Source organism: Rhodococcus sp. 14-2496-1d (genome assembly GCF_002259365.1).
In the GTDB taxonomy this organism is placed as follows: Bacteria; Actinomycetota; Actinomycetes; order Mycobacteriales; family Mycobacteriaceae; genus Rhodococcoides.
This window is the reverse complement of sequence record NZ_NPFV01000002.1, coordinates 111,260-129,884: the sequence shown is the minus strand read 5'-3', so window position 1 is coordinate 129,884 and position 18,625 is coordinate 111,260. Positions and strand designations below refer to the sequence as shown.

The 18,625-nt window shown below is 65.1% G+C and carries 20 protein-coding genes and 1 riboswitch; of the genes, 14 read left to right on the top strand and 6 right to left on the bottom strand.

Going from position 1 to position 18,625, the window contains the following annotated elements:
- Positions 1-315: 315 nt before the first annotated feature.
- On the bottom strand, positions 316-870 hold the full coding sequence (locus CH296_RS00800) for a DUF6764 family protein (protein WP_176459253.1): 555 nt from the start codon (positions 868-870) through the stop codon (positions 316-318).
- A gap of 176 nt (positions 871-1,046) precedes the next feature.
- Between CH296_RS00800 and CH296_RS28475 the strand changes: the two genes are divergently transcribed.
- Complete coding sequence (locus CH296_RS28475; RefSeq protein ID WP_141214721.1) at positions 1,047-1,310, top strand: hypothetical protein; 264 nt, start codon at positions 1,047-1,049, stop codon at positions 1,308-1,310.
- A gap of 118 nt (positions 1,311-1,428) precedes the next feature.
- On the opposite strand, the gene CH296_RS00795 is transcribed toward CH296_RS28475, so the two are convergent.
- On the bottom strand, positions 1,429-1,893 hold the full coding sequence (locus CH296_RS00795) for a tRNA (cytidine(34)-2'-O)-methyltransferase (RefSeq protein WP_179272905.1): 465 nt from the start codon (positions 1,891-1,893) through the stop codon (positions 1,429-1,431).
- Positions 1,894-1,926: 33 nt separating this feature from the next.
- Here CH296_RS00795 and CH296_RS00790 point away from each other — a divergent pair, with 33 nt between their 5' ends.
- From CH296_RS00790 to CH296_RS00780, 3 genes are read left to right on the top strand one after another with little or no spacing between them, the layout of a single operon-like run.
- Complete coding sequence (locus CH296_RS00790) at positions 1,927-2,535, top strand: pentapeptide repeat-containing protein (protein WP_094645353.1); 609 nt, start codon at positions 1,927-1,929, stop codon at positions 2,533-2,535.
- Between the two features lie 56 nt (positions 2,536-2,591).
- The gene (locus CH296_RS00785) at positions 2,592-3,449 is read left to right on the top strand and encodes a bifunctional methylenetetrahydrofolate dehydrogenase/methenyltetrahydrofolate cyclohydrolase (RefSeq protein ID WP_094683786.1); all 858 of its coding nucleotides are present in this window, start codon (positions 2,592-2,594) and stop codon (positions 3,447-3,449) included.
- An 11-nt stretch (positions 3,450-3,460) separates the two neighbouring features.
- Positions 3,461-3,778: a DUF3017 domain-containing protein gene (locus tag CH296_RS00780; RefSeq protein WP_045195859.1), complete on the top strand. Its 318-nt coding sequence runs from the start codon at positions 3,461-3,463 to the stop codon at positions 3,776-3,778.
- 15 nt (positions 3,779-3,793) lie between these two features.
- Here the strand turns inward: CH296_RS00780 and CH296_RS00775 are convergent, their stop codons facing one another.
- On the bottom strand, positions 3,794-4,942 hold the full coding sequence (locus CH296_RS00775; protein WP_373557261.1) for a homoserine O-acetyltransferase: 1,149 nt from the start codon (positions 4,940-4,942) through the stop codon (positions 3,794-3,796).
- Complete coding sequence (locus CH296_RS00770) at positions 4,936-6,285, bottom strand: bifunctional o-acetylhomoserine/o-acetylserine sulfhydrylase (protein ID WP_094683784.1); 1,350 nt, start codon at positions 6,283-6,285, stop codon at positions 4,936-4,938. Before CH296_RS00770 ends, CH296_RS00775 begins: the two co-directional genes overlap by 7 nt.
- A 172-nt stretch (positions 6,286-6,457) precedes the next feature.
- Positions 6,458-6,580: riboswitch (SAM riboswitch) on the bottom strand.
- Positions 6,581-6,914: 334 nt separating this feature from the next.
- Here CH296_RS00770 and CH296_RS00765 point away from each other — a divergent pair.
- A complete protein-coding gene (locus CH296_RS00765) occupies positions 6,915-8,054 on the top strand; it encodes an MFS transporter (RefSeq protein WP_032398222.1) in 1,140 nt (379 codons plus the stop codon).
- Between the two features lie 12 nt (positions 8,055-8,066).
- Here the strand turns inward: CH296_RS00765 and CH296_RS00760 are convergent, their stop codons facing one another.
- A complete protein-coding gene (locus tag CH296_RS00760; RefSeq protein ID WP_032397473.1) occupies positions 8,067-9,110 on the bottom strand; it encodes an ABC transporter substrate-binding protein in 1,044 nt (347 codons plus the stop codon).
- Positions 9,111-9,282: 172 nt separating this feature from the next.
- On the opposite strand from CH296_RS00760, the gene CH296_RS00755 reads away from it, so the two are divergent.
- The 9 genes from CH296_RS00755 (at position 9,283) to yhjD (ending at position 17,246) form a co-directional block, all read left to right on the top strand.
- Entirely contained in the window at positions 9,283-9,957 is a 675-nt protein-coding gene (locus tag CH296_RS00755) for a response regulator transcription factor (protein ID WP_094683783.1), read from the top strand.
- Positions 9,954-10,928, top strand: a complete 975-nt coding sequence (locus CH296_RS00750) for an ATP-binding protein (RefSeq protein WP_094683782.1) — start codon at positions 9,954-9,956, stop codon at positions 10,926-10,928. Before CH296_RS00755 ends, CH296_RS00750 begins: the two co-directional genes overlap by 4 nt.
- Positions 10,929-11,016: 88 nt before the next feature.
- Positions 11,017-12,447 carry a DUF4153 domain-containing protein gene (locus tag CH296_RS00745; RefSeq protein WP_094645350.1) on the top strand — a complete coding sequence of 477 codons (1,431 nt, stop codon included), beginning with the start codon at positions 11,017-11,019 and terminating at the stop codon, positions 12,445-12,447.
- A gap of 40 nt (positions 12,448-12,487) precedes the next feature.
- Positions 12,488-12,772 carry a DUF6412 domain-containing protein gene (locus CH296_RS00740; RefSeq protein ID WP_094683781.1) on the top strand — a complete coding sequence of 95 codons (285 nt, stop codon included), beginning with the start codon at positions 12,488-12,490 and terminating at the stop codon, positions 12,770-12,772.
- 62 nt (positions 12,773-12,834) lie between these two features.
- Positions 12,835-13,173, top strand: coding sequence for a DUF6412 domain-containing protein (locus tag CH296_RS00735; protein ID WP_143546291.1), 339 nt, complete (start codon positions 12,835-12,837; stop codon positions 13,171-13,173).
- 63 nt (positions 13,174-13,236) lie between these two features.
- On the top strand, positions 13,237-14,139 hold the full coding sequence (yidC, locus tag CH296_RS00730) for a membrane protein insertase YidC (protein ID WP_094630130.1): 903 nt from the start codon (positions 13,237-13,239) through the stop codon (positions 14,137-14,139).
- 71 nt (positions 14,140-14,210) lie between these two features.
- Positions 14,211-15,017, top strand: coding sequence for an exodeoxyribonuclease III (locus CH296_RS00725; protein WP_094683797.1), 807 nt, complete (start codon positions 14,211-14,213; stop codon positions 15,015-15,017).
- Positions 15,018-15,121: 104 nt separating this feature from the next.
- Positions 15,122-16,162 carry a tryptophan--tRNA ligase gene (gene trpS / locus CH296_RS00720; RefSeq protein ID WP_032397468.1) on the top strand — a complete coding sequence of 347 codons (1,041 nt, stop codon included), beginning with the start codon at positions 15,122-15,124 and terminating at the stop codon, positions 16,160-16,162.
- 64 nt (positions 16,163-16,226) lie between these two features.
- Positions 16,227-17,246 (top strand): inner membrane protein YhjD, encoded by a 1,020-nt coding sequence (yhjD, locus tag CH296_RS00715; RefSeq protein WP_179275802.1) that lies wholly within the window; start codon positions 16,227-16,229, stop codon positions 17,244-17,246.
- A 33-nt stretch (positions 17,247-17,279) separates the two neighbouring features.
- Here the strand turns inward: yhjD and CH296_RS00710 are convergent, their stop codons facing one another.
- On the bottom strand, positions 17,280-18,590 hold the full coding sequence (locus CH296_RS00710; RefSeq protein WP_094683779.1) for a D-alanyl-D-alanine carboxypeptidase family protein: 1,311 nt from the start codon (positions 18,588-18,590) through the stop codon (positions 17,280-17,282).
- Positions 18,591-18,625: the final 35 nt, after the last annotated feature.

Sequence of the window (18,625 nt, the reverse complement as noted above, 5' to 3'; positions counted from 1 at the left end):
CACGCGGCAGCGGTCAACGCCTCCAGTGACACAGCTGGCAGTGCACCCATCTTTCACCCCCCGGTGAGCAACATTTCAGAACGTGCGTTCGAACTGAAAGAAGACTAACCCGGGCCACCGACAAGAAACGGAAGGGCGGTTGGGGAGTGCCGACTTGTATGCCCGAAGGCGGTGATCGGCCGGTGTACGGGCTGTCGTCACGCCGATCGAGAAGTCCGGCCACACCGTATATGTCGGCGGAGCCGATTACCTCGACGAGTTCGTGTCGGGGTAATCGGCTCCGTTCGACTGAATATCTGTTGTGGAACCGGGCAATCAGCTACCGAGGACGCAGAACTGGCCGCTCGTGAGGTTCAGTGCCAGAGACAGGGGTCCCACACAATCGACGCCCTGAGCCTCCGAGGTAGCGCCGGATCCCCACCCGGCGACTGCGAGGGTTGTCTGCCCGGCATCGGCCCACGAGTGCGCGATTCCGCCACCGAGTGCCAGTGCGTAGGCAGTGCCCGCATTCTTGCTCGCTCCGAGGGCGACGCCGTATCCGTTGGCGTACGTAGTCGTCGCGCCGGGGCCGTCGTTGACGCTGACTGCGGTGCCACTGTCGGCAGCACCTGCGGTGGCCCGTCCGGTGCCGTTCGAGGTCGCTCCGCAGCTCGCGGTGTCGTCGACCTGGATGTCGTTGGCCGAAGGCGGAGACACGCAGTTGACGGGGGCTGCCGACGCAGTGGCCGTGCCCGACAGGGCGGCGACCGTCAATCCCGAGCCCATGGCGAATATTGCTGCGGTGCGGGCAATTCGACTGGAGAACCGACTGGATGTGCGCGCGGAGGAGGAGTTGGCGGACGAGAAACGGGGCAGGGAAACAGAGAACAAAAGAAAGCTCCTTCACGAGCGAAACGGGCCGGTGCGGCACACGGTACCCCGCCCCGCCAGTCCATGGCAGCAAGCAGGCGCAGTTTGTGTAACGGTGCCGCAGGCATCCGGTGACGGATCGCCGTAGAAGTCCGGTTTCGCGCACCCCGGCTGCCGCGGTTGGGACCGTCCGAGCCATGTTCAAGTCGCCATCGTGCTCGGTGTCCGATGCGGCGAATTATGTTCCATCTCTTGATATTTCAGTGCATCGAACAGATCTCTTGCTCGTGCCAGAGGTGGCTGGGGGCTCCGAGCGGCAGCAATCCTGGGTGCCGGGCGAACGAAAGAAAATCGTTACCGGGCAGCTGCCGATTGTCGCCGACGATTTGTCGACGCTCACAATGAGTTTCACCGCCGATACCGAAGGCAGCCGTTCGCCTCCGTCGGAGAGTTCTACGTAGTGGTGCAGGTCGTGCACCGGCATCCCGACAACCGCATCCGGGTCGGCAACACGGTCGGTCGGCCGCGAGTAGGGCGTCGCCGGCCGTCCCGGTCAGCGCGCGCTCGAACGCAAACCCGTCAGACGCTGCCTTCGTACCCGTGTTGCCGCCATGCTTCGTACATCGTCACCGCTGCTGCGTTGGCGAGGTTGAGCGATCGACGGCCCGGAATCATCGGAATACGGAGTCGATCGGTCACGCGGGGATCGTCCAGAACCTCGTCGGGCAATCCTGTCGGTTCCGGTCCGAACAGAAGAACGTCGCCGGGTTCGTACGCGACGTCGGCATAGGACCGACTCGCGTGAGCGGTGTAGGCGAACACTCGCGTCGGTGCCAGTGCGGACCAGGCCGACGGCAGGTCTTCGTGAACGGTGACCGACGCCAGATCGTGGTAGTCCAAGCCTGCCCGCTTGAGTTTCGGCTCGGACATGTCGAAGCCGAGCGGGCCCACCAGATGCAGTTCGCAGCCGGTCCCGGCGACCAGGCGTATTGCGTTGCCGGTGTTCTGTGGAATGCGGGGCTCGAAGAACATGAGTCGAAACACCCGGTTCACTCTGCCATCACGAGCCCGGGAAGTATGGGGCAGGTGGACGACGAACAGACGATCGGTGAGGATTTTTCCGACACGCGGCTCGACGGGCAGGAGTGGACCGGCAGGCAGTTCGTTCGATGTACCTTTCGCGACGCGGACATGAGCGGCGTCCGAACCGACTCGGTGGTGTTCTCCGAATGCGACTTCACCGGTACCGACCTGACCGAATCGGTTCATACGAACTCTGCATTTCGATCGTGCACTTTCACTCGGACCAATCTGCAGCACAGCACTTTTCGCCATTCGACCATGATGGGCTCCGTGTTCGTCGACAGTCGCATGCGTCCAGCGACCTACGACGAAGTCGACTTCACCCTCGCATCGCTGGGCAACGCGGACCTTCGCGGCCTCGATCTGACGGGGTGCCGGATGCGGGAAGCGAACCTCGTGTTCGCAGACTTCCGGAAGGCAACCGTGCGCTCGGTCGATTTCTCGGGTGCCCGGGCAATCGATGCGAAGTTCGACGAGGCGGATCTTCGTGGAGCCGTCGCCGACGCATCTCTGTGGGTGAGCGCGAGCGTGCGCAACGCGAAGATCGAACTGATGCAGGCGGTGGCCTATGCGGCAGCTCATGGGCTCGTCGTCGAGGGCTGACGGTGGTGATCGGACCGGTGCGCCGCTGCTGACGCCGAACCTGGAACAATGACCGGGTGACTGCAACGATTCTCGATGGCAAAGCGACCCGTGACGAGATATTCGTCGATCTCACCGCCCGCGTGGCAACGCTGCGTGAGAAGGGCATCACCCCAGGTCTGGCGACCGTGCTGGTGGGCGATGATCCGGGTTCGGCCGCGTACGTCCGGGGCAAGCACAACGACTGCGCCAAGGTCGGCATCACCTCGATTCGTCGCGATCTGCCCGCGGACATCACCCAGGCAGATCTCGAAGCCGTCATCGACGAACTCAATGCCAACCCCGAATGCACCGGCTACATCGTCCAGCTGCCCTTGCCGAAGCATCTCGACGAGTACGCTGCGCTCGAGCGAATCGATCCGGACAAGGACGCCGACGGTCTGCACCCGATCAATCTCGGACGGCTGGTACTGGGCAAGGATGCCGCACTGCCGTGTACACCTCGCGGGATTGTGCACCTGCTGCGCCGCTACGACGTTGCTCTCGACGGTGCGCACGCGGTGGTCATCGGCCGCGGAGTGACGGTGGGGCGACCCATCGGCCTGTTGCTCACGAGGCGTTCCGAGAACGCAACAGTGACGTTGTGCCACACAGGAACTCGTGATCTGGCCGCCGAGGTCTCACGCGCGGACATCGTCATCGCTGCTGCCGGAGTACCCGGGTTGATCACTGCGGACATGGTCAAGGCGGGTGCTGCGGTGCTCGACGTCGGGGTCACCCGCACCGAGGACGGACTGCGCGGCGACGTCGCAGGCGATGTCGCGGAGGTGGCCGGATTCCTGTCGCCCAACCCCGGAGGTGTCGGCCCGCTGACGCGGGCCTTCCTGCTCACCAATGTCGTCGAACGCGCCGAGCGCGTCGCTGCCGAGAGCTGAGCGAACCGGACGTGAACCATCCAGAGGATGCGCGGCGGGAGCTCGACACAGGATTTCGCGCTGCAGTCACGCGCAATCTACCGATCGTCGCAGTCTCGGTCGTCGTCCTCGCCGCGCTGATTCTGGTGCTGGCCGATCGCTGGCGGCGCGGCGCATTCATCTTCGGATGCGCCGCACTGCTGGCGGCCGTCCTGCGGCTGTGCCTGCCCGAAACACGAGTCGGCACACTGCAAGTGCGCAGTCGCGTGTTCGATGTGCTGGCGCTGGGCTGCGTCGGCGGAGCGATCGTCTTTCTGTCGCTGTCGATCGATCCGCTGGGGACCGACTGACCTTGTCCGGCGGTGTCAGCGCCGTCCGAGGCGGGCCAGCTCCATCGTCTCGGCGAGCAGCTTCGCCACCGAATCGGCCTCGGTGAGGAAACCGTCGTGTCCGTCGCGAGACTGGATCACTTCGAGTCCGCGGCACTGCGGGAGTTCGCGAGCGATCTCCTTCTGCAGCCGAAGCGGATACAGGCGATCGGAGTCGACTCCGCCGACGATCGTCGGAACCGGCGTGGACGCAAGGGCTTCGGCCACTCCGCCGCGGCCACGGCCCACATCGTGACGGTTCATTGCCTCACTGAGCAGTACGTACGTCGCCGCGTCGAACCGGTTGACGAGTTTGGCAGCCTGATGCTCCAGGTAGCTCTGTGCGGAGTATCTGCCGCCGGCCCACGGGTCCTCGTCGTTCTGCGGTGTGTTCCCGAACCTGTTGTCGAGTTCGCTCTCGGTCCGGTACGTCAGGTGCGCGATGCGGCGCGCGATGCCGAGTCCGGCGGTCGGCGAGGTGCCGGTGTCGTGGTAGTTGCCGCCGAGCCATCCTGGATCGGCCTTGATCGCGGCGATCTGTGTCGTCTGGGTACCGATCTGGTCGGCAGTTGCCCTGGCACCGACTGCCAGGACCAACGCGGCCGCCACTCGGTCGGGATGGCCCACGATCCATTCGAGAGTGCGCATCCCGCCCATCGAGCCGCCGACGACGGCGGCGAACCGCTCGATTCCCAGTACGTCGGCCAAGGCCGCCTCGGCAGCGACCTGATCACGGATGGAGATGTCCGGGAAGCGAGATCCGTACGGCATGCCGTCGGGAGAAATGCTGCTCGGGCCCGTGGTCCCGCCGCAGCCGCCGAGCACGTTCGTCGCCACGACGCACCACTCGTCGGTGTCGATGGGGCAGCCGGGACCGACCATTCCGTTCCACCAACCGGGCAGAGCGTGATCGGCATCCGGCGGACCGGATACATGCGAGTCCCCGGTCAGGGCGTGCTCGACGAGCACGACGTTGCTGCGGTCGGTGGCGAGTTCGCCCCAGCGTTGCACCGCGACGGTGACCTGGGGGATTCGAGCGCCGTTCTCGAGATCGAGACCACCGATGTCGATGGTTCCCAACCGCCCGTCCGGAGACGGAAGTACCGCCTCCGGACGAACGCCTGTGTCGCAGCTGTGGCTCAAGATGCCGCCGCGCTGAATCCGACCTCGAGGTCGGCGATGATGTCGTCGATTCCTTCGATGCCCACGGCGAGACGCACCAGGCCGGGAGTGACACCCGATGCCAGCTGCTCGTCCGGAGTCAGCTGGGAATGGGTGGTGGAAGCGGGATGGATGACGAGTGAACGCACGTCTCCGATGTTAGCGACGTGGCTGTGGAGAGTGAGTGCGTTGACGAACTTCTTGCCCGCGTCAACGCCTCCCTTCAGCTCGAACGCGATGATCGCGCCCTGCCCCTTCGGCAACAACTCCTGCCCGCGCTGGTACCACGGCGAGGATTCGAGTCCGGCGTAGTTGATCGAGACGACGTCGTCGCGACCGGCGAGGAAGGCGGCAACCTTCTGTGCGTTCGCCACGTGCCGCTCGATCCGAAGGCTCAACGTTTCCAGACCCTGGCTGATGAGGAAGGCGTTGAACGGCGAGACCGCAGCACCGATGTCGCGCAACAGTTGAACGCGTGCCTTCAGCGCGAATGCGGGCGCACCGAGATCGGCGAACACGACGCCGTGGTAGCTCGGATCCGCGGTGGTGAAGTTGGGATGACGGCCCTGCGTCCAATCGAACGTCCCGCCGTCCACGATGACGCCCGCGATCGCCGTTCCGTGGCCGCCGAGGTACTTCGTCGCGGAGTGCACCACGATGTCGGCCCCGTGCTTCAACGGCTGCAGCAGGTACGGCGTCGCCACCGTGTTGTCCACGATCAGCGGGATGCCGTTCTCGTGGGCCACGGCCGAGATCCCCGGGATGTCGAGAATGTCGTTCTTCGGGTTCGAGATCGACTCGCCGTAGAACGCCTTGGTCGACGGCGTGATCGCGGCACGCCACTGCTCGAGATCGTCGGGATCGTCGACGAACGAGACGGTGATGCCCAGCTTGGGGAGCGTGTAGTGGAACAGGTTGTACGTGCCGCCGTAGAGCCGCGGGCTCGACACGATGTGGTCGCCTGCCTCCGCGAGATTGAGGATCGCGAACGTCTCGGCGGCTTGACCCGATGCGAGCAACAACGCCGCGACTCCACTTTCGAGGGCGGCGATGCGCTGCTCGACGACATCCTGCGTCGGGTTGATGATGCGGGTGTAGATGTTGCCGGGTTCTGCCAGGCCGAACAGGGCAGCTGCGTGATCGGTGTTGTCGAACGTGTACGAGGTGGTCTGGTAGATCGGCAACGCACGAGCCTTGGTGGTGCCGTCCGGGGTCTGGCCCGAGTGGATCTGTTTGGTCTCGAAGCTCCAGTCGGCGGCAGGATCGGTGAACGGATCCTCGGTGGGGGCTCCGGCGGCGTCGACGACGTCGGGGGTGGAATCGGTCATGGCTGGTGATACTCCGTTTTCTTTGGACGAGTCCGTCTAAGACGATTCGAATGTCGAATGAAGCTCGAGAAGTCGAGCGCTACGGGGCGTATCGGTACAGCAACACATGAGAGAACCTCCTGACAGGCTTCGGACCCTGGGGGCCGAAGGTTCAGTGGGTCCGCTTCCTGCGGACCCGCGCTTGTCGATACGGCACTCGCATACCGGATCGGCCTGGTCGTTCACCCGGGGCACCCCACCGCGGTTGGAGGGTTGCCGGCCAGCAAGCCGGGGCTCGATGCTGGCACTCATGACCTGGCGAATATCCTAGCTGGTGACGGCACATCACCGGAACAAGGGCTCGGCCGAAACTCGAGCAGATGCTCGGGTGAGGACTATCACCGCTCGTAGACGCGAAAACGGGACACCTTCGGGAAGACAATTGACCGGAGCTACGTTCCTGCTTCGGTCGGCCTTCTTTCACAGGCTCGACTCCAGGACGCTTCCTCTGCCCCCGATCTCCACACGAAGGTTGTATTGCTGTGACTGTCACCGATTCCGCTCTTGCCCGAGTCAGCGCTGCGCGCGGCAAGGTGTCGAGTGGCCTGAGTGTCAGTCACCGACCGCACTCCACCCGCCGCAAGCTCGCGATGCTGGCTCTGTCCATCGGCGGCTTCGGAATCGGCACCACGGAGTTCGCGTCGATGGGTCTGTTGCCGGACATCGCGACGACGATGGGGATCTCCGAGCCCTCGGCCGGCCACATGATCTCCGCGTACGCGCTCGGTGTGGTCGTCGGTGCCCCGACCATCGCAGCCCTGGCTGCCCGCGTTCCGCGCCGGATGTTGCTGTTGGCGCTGATGGTGGCCTTCACCCTCGGAAACCTCGGCACCGTGTTCGCGCCGAGCTTCGACGAGCTGGTGGCCTCGCGATTCGTTGCGGGTCTGCCGCACGGTGCGTACTTCGGTGTTGCGGCTCTGGTGGCTGCCCACCTCGCCGAACCCGGCAAACGAGCCAAGGCCGTGGCGATGGTGATGATGGGACTCTCGGTCGCCAACGTCGTCGGCGTACCGGTGGCGACCTGGATCGGGCAGGCGCTGGGATGGCGCAGTGCGTTCACTCTCGTGGCCGTCATCGGTGCCCTCACCGTCGCCGCGCTCGTGCTCTGGATGCCGCGACTCGACGCGATGCCGACCACCAGCCCCATCACCGAGCTCGGCGCACTGCGCCGCAGCCAGGTGTGGATGACCCTGTTCGTGGGCATCGTCGGATTCGGCGGCATGTTCGCGGTGTACACCTACATCGCGTCGACGCTGACCGATGTCGCCGGGCTGGCCCGCGCACTCGTCCCGGTCGCCCTGATGATCTACGGCCTGGGAATGGTCGCCGGAAACTACGCGGGCGGATGGCTCGCCGACCGTTACCAGCTCAAGGGCACCTTCGTCGGCCTGGCCGCCACTGCCGTGTTCCTTGCGGTGTTCGTCGTGGCCGCACACAACCCGATCACCGCGCTACTGCTGGTGTTCCTCATCGGTGCGTCCGGCTCATCGGTGGTACCCGGTCTGCAGACGAGGTTGATGGACGTGGCCGAGGACGCCCAGACGCTCGCCGCATCGCTCAACCATGCCGCGTTCAACCTGGCCAACGCCATCGGAGCGGCAGTCGGTGGTGCCGTGATCGCCGCCGGATTCGGCTACACGGCACCCGCCGCTGTCGGCTCGGGCCTGGCGGTGGCCGGTCTCGGTGTTCTGGCCACCGCCATGTGGATGGACAAGCGTTCGGCTGCGTAGAGTCGCGCCGGATCAGCCGGTGATGGTCGCGGCAGTTCCCCCGAGAGCTTCGGTCAGTGCCGGGGTGAGCTTGTCGATCACGTACGGCAGGCTGAGCACGCTGGTGAAGTAGATCGCTCCTGCCGTCACACCGTCGGTGAACACGAGGTTGCCGTCCTTCACCGGCTCGAGTGCGTTGTACACCGCTTCCTTCTCCAACTGTGCGCGGTCGCCGGGCTCCTCGGTTCCCCAGATCAACACGTCGGCCGCGTTCAGAACCGACAGGTTCTCCAGCGGGATGCTCGCCTGCGCACTGCCGTCGGCAGGCACGTACGCGTCGATGTCATCCGGGATGACGAAGCCCAGTTTTGTCAGGAAGTCCGTGCTCAACCCGTCCTGGTACGCGATCGCCTTGCCCTCGTAGAACGCGTTCTGGAGGAAGATCGCCTTCTTGCCGGCGAATTCGGGGTGCGCGCCCGCAGCGTCGACGAACTTCTGGTTCACGCCCTCGATCAATGCGTCGATCTCGGACTTCTTTCCGAGTGCACGGCCGATCTTTTCGGCCTGGATGTCCCAGGGTTCGAAGTAGGCAGTCGATGCGTCGGATTGTGCGAGCGTCGGCGCGATGTCGCTGAGCATGCTGTAGCTCTCCGCCGTGAGACCCGCGTTGGTGGCGATGATCAGATCGGGCTCGAGTGCGGCGATCTTCTCCGTCTCGAATCCGTCGTCGTTCGAGAGCACCTCGGGCTGTGCGTCGCCCAACGCTGCCTGGGCCCACGGCCAGGTGGCGTACGGCTGGTTGCCGTACCACTCGGTGACCCCGACGGGTATCACGCCGAGTGCCAGGACCGTGTCCTGCTCGGTGTACCCGGCCACCACGACGCGAGTGGGCTCGTCCGGGACGACGGTCTCACCGAACGCGTGCTCGATCGTCACCGGGAACGCCGCCGAAACGGACGCGCCACCGGCCGTCGGCGGTGCCTCGTCGGCGGAACTCGAGCACGCAGTCAGCATTCCCGCGGTGGTCAGCGCAATCGCGCACACCGCCCAGGTGCGGTGAAGAGGTCGGATGAGCATCGAGACGCCTTTCGTAAGGGTTGGCTAACACTGGGAAGGGTAGCCGACCCTAATTTCAGCGCGCCACCGAGTCCGCCTGGCCCCGCGACGGGAAACGAGCTGCTCGAACCTTCACCGAACCTCCACATTTCCCGACGGGCTCCTCCACGTGCGCCCTCTAGGGTCGATTCTCATGAGCCGCACAGTTCTCGTCGTCGACGACGAGCCCACGATCTCCGAGGCCGTTGCCGCCCGGCTGCGCGGCGAAGGGTACGAGGTCGTCACGGCCGCCGACGGCCCGTCCGCCGTCGACGCGTGCGCCCGGATCGATCCCGACGTGGTGGTGCTCGATCTGATGCTGCCCGGGTTCGACGGGCTCGAAGTGTGCCGCCGGATTCAGGCGTCCCGCCCGGTGCCGGTGTTGATGTTGACGGCCAAGACCGACGAGACGGACATGCTCGTCGGCCTGGGCGTCGGCGCGGACGACTACCTGGGCAAGCCGTTCAGTATGCGCGAGCTGGTCGCTCGCGTACACGCCCTGGTTCGGCGTGCCGAGCGTGCGGTGGCCGTCGAACCACAGGCAGTTCGAATCGGTGACGTGCAGATCGACCACCGGGAACGACGCGTGACCAGTCCCTCCGGCGACATCCATTTGACCAGAACGGAATTCGACATCCTCGCCTATCTGGCCGCGCGGCCGCGCACCGCGGTCTCGCGGGAAACCCTGCTGTCGGAACTGTGGGGCTGGGACGATTCGGCCAGTAGCCGGACGGTCGATTCTCACGTCAAAGCGTTGCGGCGCAAACTCGGTGGAGATCTCATTCGCACCGTGCACGGCGTGGGCTACGCCGTGGAGTCTCCGCGATGACGCGAATGCTGCCGCGACCGTTGGATCCGTTGCGGTCGTTCAAGCTCAAGGTCTCGCTCGTCGTGGGCACAGTGTTGGTCCTCGCGAGCGTCGTCTTCTGGATCGGGGCGGGTTGGCAGTTTCGCTACACCCTCCTCGCCGCGCTCGTCGTGTCCTTGGCCGCAACCCAATTCGTCGCCCACGGGATGACGTCACCACTGCGCGAGATGACTTCGGCCGCCAAAGCGATGGCGCGAGGCGACTATTCGACGCGAGTGCGGGCGACATCCAGGGACGAGGTGGGGGAGTTGGCCACGGCGTTCAACACCATGTCGAGTGATCTGGAAGCAGCCGAGAAGTACCGCCGCGAACTCATCGGCAATGTCTCGCACGAGTTGAAGACGCCCATCGCTGCGCTGCGTGCCGTGCTCGAGAACATGGTCGACGGGGTGACCGAGCCGAATCCCGCGACGCTGGCGGTGGCGCTGCGCCAAACCGAGAGACTCGGAGATCTGGTCAGCGAACTGCTCGACCTGTCGCGGGTGGAGGGCGGTGTGCTCACCATTGCCCCGGAGGAGTTCGCGGTGCGGCAATTCCTCGAGGATGCGACAGCCGTTCACCGAGAACGAGTGTCGATCGTCGTCTCGCCCGGTGATTCGACTGTGGTGGCCGACCGATCTCGCATGACACAGGTGATCACCAACCTCGTCGACAACGCCGTGCGGCATTCCCCCCAGTCGAGCACCGTGACGGTACGGGCCCATCGGATCGGCGAAGCGTATGCATTCGACGTCGTCGACCAGGGTCCAGGCATCGCGCTCGCCGATCGCCATGCGGTGTTCGACCGATTCACCCGCGGCGGATCCACCGACGGCGGAACAGGTCTTGGCCTCGGCATCGCCCGCTGGGCCACCGAACTGCACGGCGGAACCATCGAAGTTCTCGACAGCGAATTCGGCTGCCACATCAGAGTGGCCATCCCCGAACACTGACTTGCTCGATCCATCCGAACCGCGACTGCACCTCCCCGGACCGCAGCCGCCGACCTTCCATGCCCGAAACACAGAAGAAGGAAGCGCCATGACAACGATCGACACTCCGGTTCATCCGACAGCGAAGCACGGTCACTCTTTTTGGGGGCCTCGCACCTGGCCGGTGCTGCGGTATGCGCAGGCTCCCCGTGCGGCGCTGATCGGGGCCGCTGTCGCCGGGCTGATCGGTTCGGTGACGCTGGTGAACAACACATTCGGTGTGCTGATCACTGCCCTCGCCTTCGTGGCCGTCGTGCTCGCAGCGCGCAGCGGCAGGCTCACGCGGTGGGAATGGGCAGGGGCGGCAGGAGTGATGGCATTGGCGAGCGTGTCTGCGCTGCGAGCGGCCGAGTGGATCGTGACGATGTCGACGACGCTCGCCATCGTGGTCGCGGTGGTGGTCCTCTCTCGTGCCTGGACGTGGACGGGAATCGCACTCGGCGCTCTGGTACCGGTGTTTCTGCCGGTGCGCGTGGCTCGGTGGACCCGACGCGGAGCTAATTCGATCGATCTGGAAGGGCCACGGCCGGCGCGGATAGGCATGGTCTCGGTTGTCACGATCGCGCTGCTCGTCGTGTTCGCGGCGTTGTTCGGTGCGGCCGACAAGCGTTTTGCGGATGCGCTGAGTGCGGTGACACCCGAGTTCGATGCCGCGTCCGTCGTCGGGCGCATTGTCGTTTTCGTTCTCACCGCAGCAGGTGCGCTCGCCGTCGCCTACGTCGCGCTGCATCCGCCTCGGTTCGATCGGCTCGCACCGTCGCCGCGTCGAACAGTGCAGTTGTGGGAGTGGATGGTTCCGCTCGGGGCGGTGGTGGCCCTGTTTGCCGTGTTCGTGGGGTTTCAGGTGCCGACGTTGTTCGGCGGGCAGGGACACGTCCTCACCACCGAGGGTCTGACCAATGCCGAATACGCCCGACAGGGCTTCTGGCAATTGCTCGCGGTCACGGTACTGACACTGCTCGTCATCGCTGTGACGGTCGCGAAGGCTCGACGAGAAGACCGGGGAGATCGCATCGCACTGCGGGCGTTGCTCGGAGCGCTGTGCCTGCTGTCGTCGGTGATCGTTGCGTCGGCCCTGCATCGAATGTCGTTGTACGAGCAGCAGTACGGCTACACGACGCTCAGGTTGTTCGTCACGGCTGTCGAGTGGTGGCTGGGATCGGTGTTCGTACTGGTTCTGGTGTCGGGCGTGCGGATGTCGGGGCGCTGGCTACCGAGAGCCGTGGGCGTCGGTGCAGTTCTGACCGTGCTCGCGCTGGCCGCCCTGAACCCGGATGCGTACATCGCTCGGCACAACGTCGATCGCTTCGAGCAGACCGGACGCATCGATACGTCCTACGTGGGTGGGTTGTCGGCCGACGCCGACGCGGAGCTCGACCGACTGCCGAAGTACGTGCGTCCGTGTGTACGGGCCCGCGGTCCGGTCATCGTCGGCGACACCTGGCACCTGTGCACGGACCCCTCGGTATCTGTACCCTGAGCAACGACTCGGGTTCAGTGACACACCAGGGAGGTGCGCGATGCGATACCAGAGCATGGTCGTCACCTCGCTGCTTCTCGTGGCGCTGCACCTGACGATGCCGACCGCAACCGCAGATTTCGCCCTGCTTTTCGTTGCGGCACTGACGACGCTGATGCTGCTCGCGCACCGCGTCGATGTTCCGGCACTGCTGCGCCTGCTGCCGATTATCGGCCCCGCCGCAGAGGAACGCCACCGTCGAGGTGCGTTCCGGCGTCAACATCGACCGGATGCCCCTGGACGCCCGCAGCCGCGCGCGCCCGGTATGCCGGTGGGGGCACTGTAGCTCGAAAGTTCCCCCACGCCTTCGCAACCCGTTGTCCGCGAGGCTGTCACGAGGAACCGAAGATGCTCGATTCTCGACCTGTCCACATGGCGATTCGACGCTACGCCGGGACGCTGGTCGGCGTCCTGGCCGTCCTGCTCGTCGTCTTTGCCGTCGTCGACGCCCAACCCGCCGCACAGATAGCGATGTTCGGTGCGCTGGTCGCGGCGTCCCTGGTCGTGCTCGGTGCGCCGTCCGACCTTGCACTGATCGCACCGCTGTCGTCGTGCGCTGCAGGCGCCGACGGGCGGCGACTTCGGGGATCGTTCCGCCGGCAACAGCAACCCGATGCGCCAGGTCGCCCCATGCCCAGAGCACCCGGTCCGGTCCGTGGACCGGACCGGTGGCTCCTCTTCGTCTGAGCCACTGCGAGATCCGGTCGAGACGCCAACCGACCGACTTCTCTCACAGTGAGGTGCTCCACCATGCTCGATTTCGTCTACTATCCCGTCTCCGCCGTGCTGTGGTTCTGGCACCGAGTCTTCGGGTCCGTGCTCGGCCCCGACAACGGTGTCGCCTGGGCCCTGGCGGTGATATTCCTGGTGTTCACACTTCGGGCGCTGCTGATCAAGCCGTTCGTCGGCCAGATTCGTTCGCAGCTCGCCATGAAGAGGCTCCGACCACAGATCGAGGCCGTACAGAAGAAATACTCCGGGGACCGTGCTCGGCAGGCCGCCGAGATTCGGAAGTTGCAGCAGGAGCACGGTTTCAACCCGTTGATGGGGTGCCTGCCCCTGCTGGCGCAGGGCCCGGTTTTCATCGGTCTGCTGCACGTGCTGCGCTCGTTCAATCGAACCGGAACCGGATTCGGTCATCTGGGTATGACGGCGCAGGAGAATGCGAACACTGCGAATTACGTATTCGGCACCGCCGATGTGCAGTCCTTTCTCGACGCACGCCTGTTCGGCGCGCCGATCTCTGCGGCCGTCAACAGTTCTCGGGAGGTGCTCGAGGCCTTCGGTCCGTTCGGTGGAGTGCCGTCGGTGTGGAGCATCGCGTTCGTGGCGGTCCCGTTGATGATCGTCGCTGCGGTGGCCACGCACATGAACTCGCGGGCGTCCGTCGCCCGGCAGGACGCAGCGGCGCTCGCCAACCCACAGACCGCGATCATGAACAAGCTCGTGCTCTGGGTGTTCCCGGCGGGCGTACTCGTCGGCGGGCCGGTGCTTCCGGTCGCGGTGTTGTTGTACTGGGTGAGCAACAACATCTGGACCTATGCCCAACAGCACCTCGTCTACCGACGCATCGACCGAGAACCGAGTATCTCGCCGGAGGTCACATCGGTGGTCACCGCCCCGAAACCAGGGGCAAAGCCGAGGCGACGGTAGGAGCCTGCGGGAACGACCTCGATGTGCAGCCCACGTCCCGTGTGTCGGTGGGCTCCGCTACCGTCGTCGGCGTGCCGATCACTGTCTCCACTGTCAACGTCAACGGAATTCGCGCTGCTGTTCGCAAGGGCATGCTGCCGTGGCTCGAGGCCACCGATGCCGAGGTCATCTGCTTGCAGGAAACCCGCGCCAACGACGGGGAACTGACCAAGGCGCTGGCCCCGGCCCTCGATGCGGGCTGGCATCTGGCCTCGGCGGAGCCGTCCGCGAAAGGCCGCAACGGGGTGGCCTTGCTGTCGAAGGCGGCTCCCGATGCCATTCGTACCGGTATAGGGGCCGTCGAGTTCGCCGATGCCGGTCGCTACATCGAAGCCGACTTCGGCGACGTCACCGTGGCCAGCCTGTATCTACCATCGGGCGAGGTGGGTACCGAGCGTCAGGACGAGAAGGAACGTTTCATGGCGGCATTCGCGAAGTACCTGGCGAAGACGGCCAAGTCCGCGAAGTCCGAGAATCGCGATGTGGTGGTCTGCGGCGATTGGAACATCGCCCACACCGAGGCCGATCTGAAGGCATGGAAGACCAACCGGAAGAACTCCGGTTTTCTGCCCGAGGAACGGGAGTGGGTGTCGCGGTTGCTCGCCGAGAAGGCCCCGTGGACCGATGTCGTCCGGGTGTTGCACCCGGGTGTCGAGGGTCCGTACAGCTGGTGGTCCTACCGCGGCAAGGCCTTCGACAACGACGCCGGCTGGCGGATCGACTATCAGTTGGCCACCAGTGATCTGGCCGAGCGTGCCAAGGAAGCGATCACCGAGCGGGCCGAGGCGTACGACCAGCGATGGTCCGATCATGCTCCGGTAACCGTGCGTTATCGCTAGAGCGGAGCCTGTGGAGTGACTCGTGTTGCTAGAGCGGAGCCTGCGGAGTGACGATCTCGGCAGGCAGGAAGTGGGCGTCGATGGGGTCGTGAAAAGATTGCATCATGTCTTCTTCCGACTCCATCGACACTCCGCAGGGTCCGCGTCGGCGGGTGCTCTCCGGCATCCAACCGACTGCCGATTCGTTCCATCTCGGTAACTACCTGGGTGCGGTGCGGAACTGGGTGGAGTTGCAGGACGAGTTCGATGCGTTCTACTTCATCCCGGACCTGCATGCGATCACCGTGCCGCAGGATCCCAAGGAGCTTCGTCGCCGTACCCGTGTGGCCGCAGCGCAGTTGCTCGCCGTGGGCATCGATCCGGAGAAGTCGACGCTGTTCGTGCAGAGTCAGGTGCCCGAGCATGCACAGTTGGCGTGGGTTCTGAACTGCATCACCGGATTCGGTGAAGCTGCGCGGATGACGCAGTTCAAGGACAAGTCCGCCAAGCAGGGTCGCGATCACACCAGCGTCGGACTGTTCACCTATCCGATTCTGCAGGCCGCCGACATCCTGCTCTATCGGCCGAATCTGGTGCCCGTGGGTGAGGATCAGCGGCAGCACCTCGAGTTGACTCGCGATCTGGCACAGCGTTTCAACACGCGGTTCAAGAAGACGTTCGTCGTGCCCGATGCGCACATCATCAAGGGCACCGCGAAGATCTTCGATCTGCAGGATCCCACCGCGAAGATGAGCAAGTCCTCGTCGAATCCGGCGGGCATCGTCAACATCCTCGACGATCCGAAGGTGTCGGCGAAGAAGATTCGTTCGGCCGTGACGGACAACGAACGCGACATCGTGTTCGATCCGGAGAACAAGGCGGGCGTCAGCAACCTGCTGGTGATTCAGTCTGCCCTGTCGGGCGCGAGCATCGACGATCTGGTTGCCGGGTACGCGGGTAAGGGGTACGGCGACCTCAAGTCCGACACCGCCGACGTTCTGACCGAGTTCGTCGTTCCCCTGCGGGAGCGGATGGACGGGTTCATGGCCGATGTGGCCGAACTCGATCGCATCCTCGCGGCCGGTGCGGATCGAGCCAGGGAAGTGGCGAGTCGAACGCTCGCTCAGGTCTACGACAGGGTGGGTTTCCTGCCGCCGGGTGCATAGCATCTACCGCACACCGCGGCGACACGATCCGACAGCAGGCGACGACAGCGAGAAGGTGAGTGCCATGCCAGATTTCAAGGCGATCCTCGAAGACCGGCGCAAACGGTGGCCCTGGCTCGATCACACTGTTGTTGCGGCACAGCGGTATCAGGGTCAGAAGGGCGATTACTACGCGGCAGGCATGACGTACTTCAGTGTGTTGGCCTTGTTCCCACTGCTGATGGTCGCCTTCGCGATCGCTGGGTTCGTGCTGGTGAATCAGCCCGAGTGGCTTGCCGAGATCCAGTCGCAGATTGCCGAGAACGTTCCCGGCAGTTTCGGCGAGACGATCAATTCGCTGATCCAGACGGCCATCGAGTCACGGACCAGTGTCGGCATCATCGGTCTGCTCGGTGCCTTGTATGCGGGTCTCGGTTGGATCGCGAACCTGCGCGAGGCACTGACCGCCATGTGGGAGAGCCAGCACGAGCAGGGTGGATTTCTGGCTACCAAGGCCAAGGATTTCGCTGCGCTGCTGGGGCTGGGGACCGCGCTGGTGCTGTCGTTGGCGTTGTCGGCACTGGCCGGAGGTGGGCTGATGCGCAGCATTCTCGAGTGGGCCAATCTCGATTCCGTCCCGGGAGTGGGCGTGGCCCTGCGCGTCTTCTCGATTTTTCTCGCGCTTGCGGGCACCTGGGCGTTGTTCACCTGGGTGATCTCGCGTCTGCCGCGCGAGCCGGTCTCGTGGCACAGCGCAGCGAAAGGAGCCTTGCTCGCTGCCGTCGGGTTCGAGATCTTCAAGCAGCTCGGTGCCATCTACCTGGCCTCGGTGACGAGTGGCCCAGCAGGGGTGGTCTTCGGACCCATCATCGGTCTGCTGGTGTTCGTGTTCACCACGTCACGGCTGGTGCTGTTCTCCACGGCGTTCGCTGCGACCACTCGCGAAAGCCTCGCCGAGGCGCATGTTCCGGCACCGGAGCCGGCGGTGATCAACACCAGGGTCGAGGTCAGCGAAGGGCCGGGCGTGACGGGGGGTCTGGCGCTGGTGGGTGCCGGTGCCCTCGCCGCTCTCGGCGTCGCAGGATTGCGCAACAGACGCCGCTGATCGGATCGCGATCGCTCTGTCGGTCGAGCCGGCTCAGCGGTTGCGTGACAGCCGTCGAGCTCCCCACAGCAGCCCGATCACCACGATCGAACCGATGACACCGATCGCGATGCGAACGACGGTGTCGCCTTGGGCCTGCATCTCCGACTGGCGGGAGCTCGACCCGGACGCCGATGCGGGCGGCTGGGCGAGCGTCGGACCGGCCGCGGGCGTGCGCGTACTCGTCACCGCGGATGTCGATCGCGGCTCCACGAGTTCGCCGACGCCGCGGCCGGAATCGAGCGCGAACCCGTAGTCCAACAGGCGGGCCGCCTGCTCCCACGGCCGGATCGGCAACACGTCACCCTTCATGATCGTCACGACCAGACGCCTGCCGCCCCGCTCTGCTCCTGCGACGAATGTCTGGCGCGCATCGTCGGTGTACCCGGTCTTGCCGCCGAGAGCTCCCTCGTAGTTGTAGAGCAGCTGATTGTCGTTGGAGAGGGCGAACCCGGGTCGGTCTTGGTCGTCCGGGATCGTTGGGTCCCTCGGGTAGCCGGGAAACTGAACGGTTTCGGTCGAAATCAGTTGCGCGAAGGTCGGATTGCGCATGGCCGCGCGGTAGATCAACGCCAGGTCGTAGGCCGAGCTCGCCATGCCGGGACCGTCGAGACCGGACGGCGTGGCGGTGCGCGTGTCGAGCGCACCCAGTTCTGCGGCCTTGGCATTCATTTTCTCCACGGTGGCCGCGTCCCCGCCCAACTGCCTGGACAACGCGTGCGCTGCATCGTTTCCCGATGCCATCACCAGACCCTGCATCAATTCGAGATTGGTGTAGACACCGTTCTTCCCGATGCCGACGGCACTGCCCTCGGCGTCGGCGTCCTCTGCGGTCGCGGTGATACGAGAGTTCAAATCCAGCTCGTCGAGGGCGACGATCGCAAGCAGCACCTTGATAGTGCTCGCCGGCCGGTACCGACCGTGCGGATCCTTGGCGGCCAGTACTGAGCCGGAGTCCATGTCGGCCACCACGAACCCGGTGGCCGAGATATCGGCAGGCAACGGGGGAGCCCCGTCCGGCAGCACCGCCCCACATTCGGCGAGCCGGTCGCCGCCGACGGCCTCGGCGGGAATCGGGAGTGGTTGCGGGGCAGTGCTTCCAGGTGCCGGTACCTCGGACAGATCGATCGCCGGGGGCGGTGACGCGGCGAACGGGCAGCTGTCGGTGTCCGGCGTCGTGAACGGCGGTGTCGTCGTCGGAACCGGAGGCTCGGCGGCCGGCTGTGCCAGGGCAGGTCCAGCACCGATTCCGACGAGCGCAATCGATACCGCACATACAGCCGCGAAACTTCTGATCCTTTTCATCGCGAATCACCATAGGCGCTCGGGGGTCGGTCGAC

What these genes read in the sequence shown, in the direction of transcription:
- CH296_RS28475 (WP_141214721.1), top strand. Translation starts at nt 1,047, where the DNA reads ATGTTCAAGTCGCCATCGTGCTCGGTGTCCGATGCGGCGAATTATGTT.
- CH296_RS00790 (WP_094645353.1), top strand. Translation starts at nt 1,927, where the DNA reads ATGGGGCAGGTGGACGACGAACAGACGATCGGTGAGGATTTTTCCGAC.
- CH296_RS00770 (WP_094683784.1), bottom strand. Translation starts at nt 6,285, where the DNA reads ATGACCGATTCCACCCCCGACGTCGTCGACGCCGCCGGAGCCCCCACC.
- CH296_RS00765 (WP_032398222.1), top strand. Translation starts at nt 6,915, where the DNA reads ATGCTGGCTCTGTCCATCGGCGGCTTCGGAATCGGCACCACGGAGTTC.
- CH296_RS00760 (WP_032397473.1), bottom strand. Translation starts at nt 9,110, where the DNA reads ATGCTCATCCGACCTCTTCACCGCACCTGGGCGGTGTGCGCGATTGCG.
- CH296_RS00755 (WP_094683783.1), top strand. Translation starts at nt 9,283, where the DNA reads ATGAGCCGCACAGTTCTCGTCGTCGACGACGAGCCCACGATCTCCGAG.
- CH296_RS00750 (WP_094683782.1), top strand. Translation starts at nt 9,954, where the DNA reads ATGACGCGAATGCTGCCGCGACCGTTGGATCCGTTGCGGTCGTTCAAG.
- CH296_RS00745 (WP_094645350.1), top strand. Translation starts at nt 11,017, where the DNA reads ATGACAACGATCGACACTCCGGTTCATCCGACAGCGAAGCACGGTCAC.
- CH296_RS00740 (WP_094683781.1), top strand. Translation starts at nt 12,488, where the DNA reads ATGCGATACCAGAGCATGGTCGTCACCTCGCTGCTTCTCGTGGCGCTG.
- CH296_RS00735 (WP_143546291.1), top strand. Translation starts at nt 12,835, where the DNA reads ATGCTCGATTCTCGACCTGTCCACATGGCGATTCGACGCTACGCCGGG.
- yidC (WP_094630130.1), top strand. Translation starts at nt 13,237, where the DNA reads ATGCTCGATTTCGTCTACTATCCCGTCTCCGCCGTGCTGTGGTTCTGG.
- trpS (WP_032397468.1), top strand. Translation starts at nt 15,122, where the DNA reads ATGTCTTCTTCCGACTCCATCGACACTCCGCAGGGTCCGCGTCGGCGG.
- yhjD (WP_179275802.1), top strand. Translation starts at nt 16,227, where the DNA reads ATGCCAGATTTCAAGGCGATCCTCGAAGACCGGCGCAAACGGTGGCCC.
- CH296_RS00710 (WP_094683779.1), bottom strand. Translation starts at nt 18,590, where the DNA reads ATGAAAAGGATCAGAAGTTTCGCGGCTGTATGTGCGGTATCGATTGCG.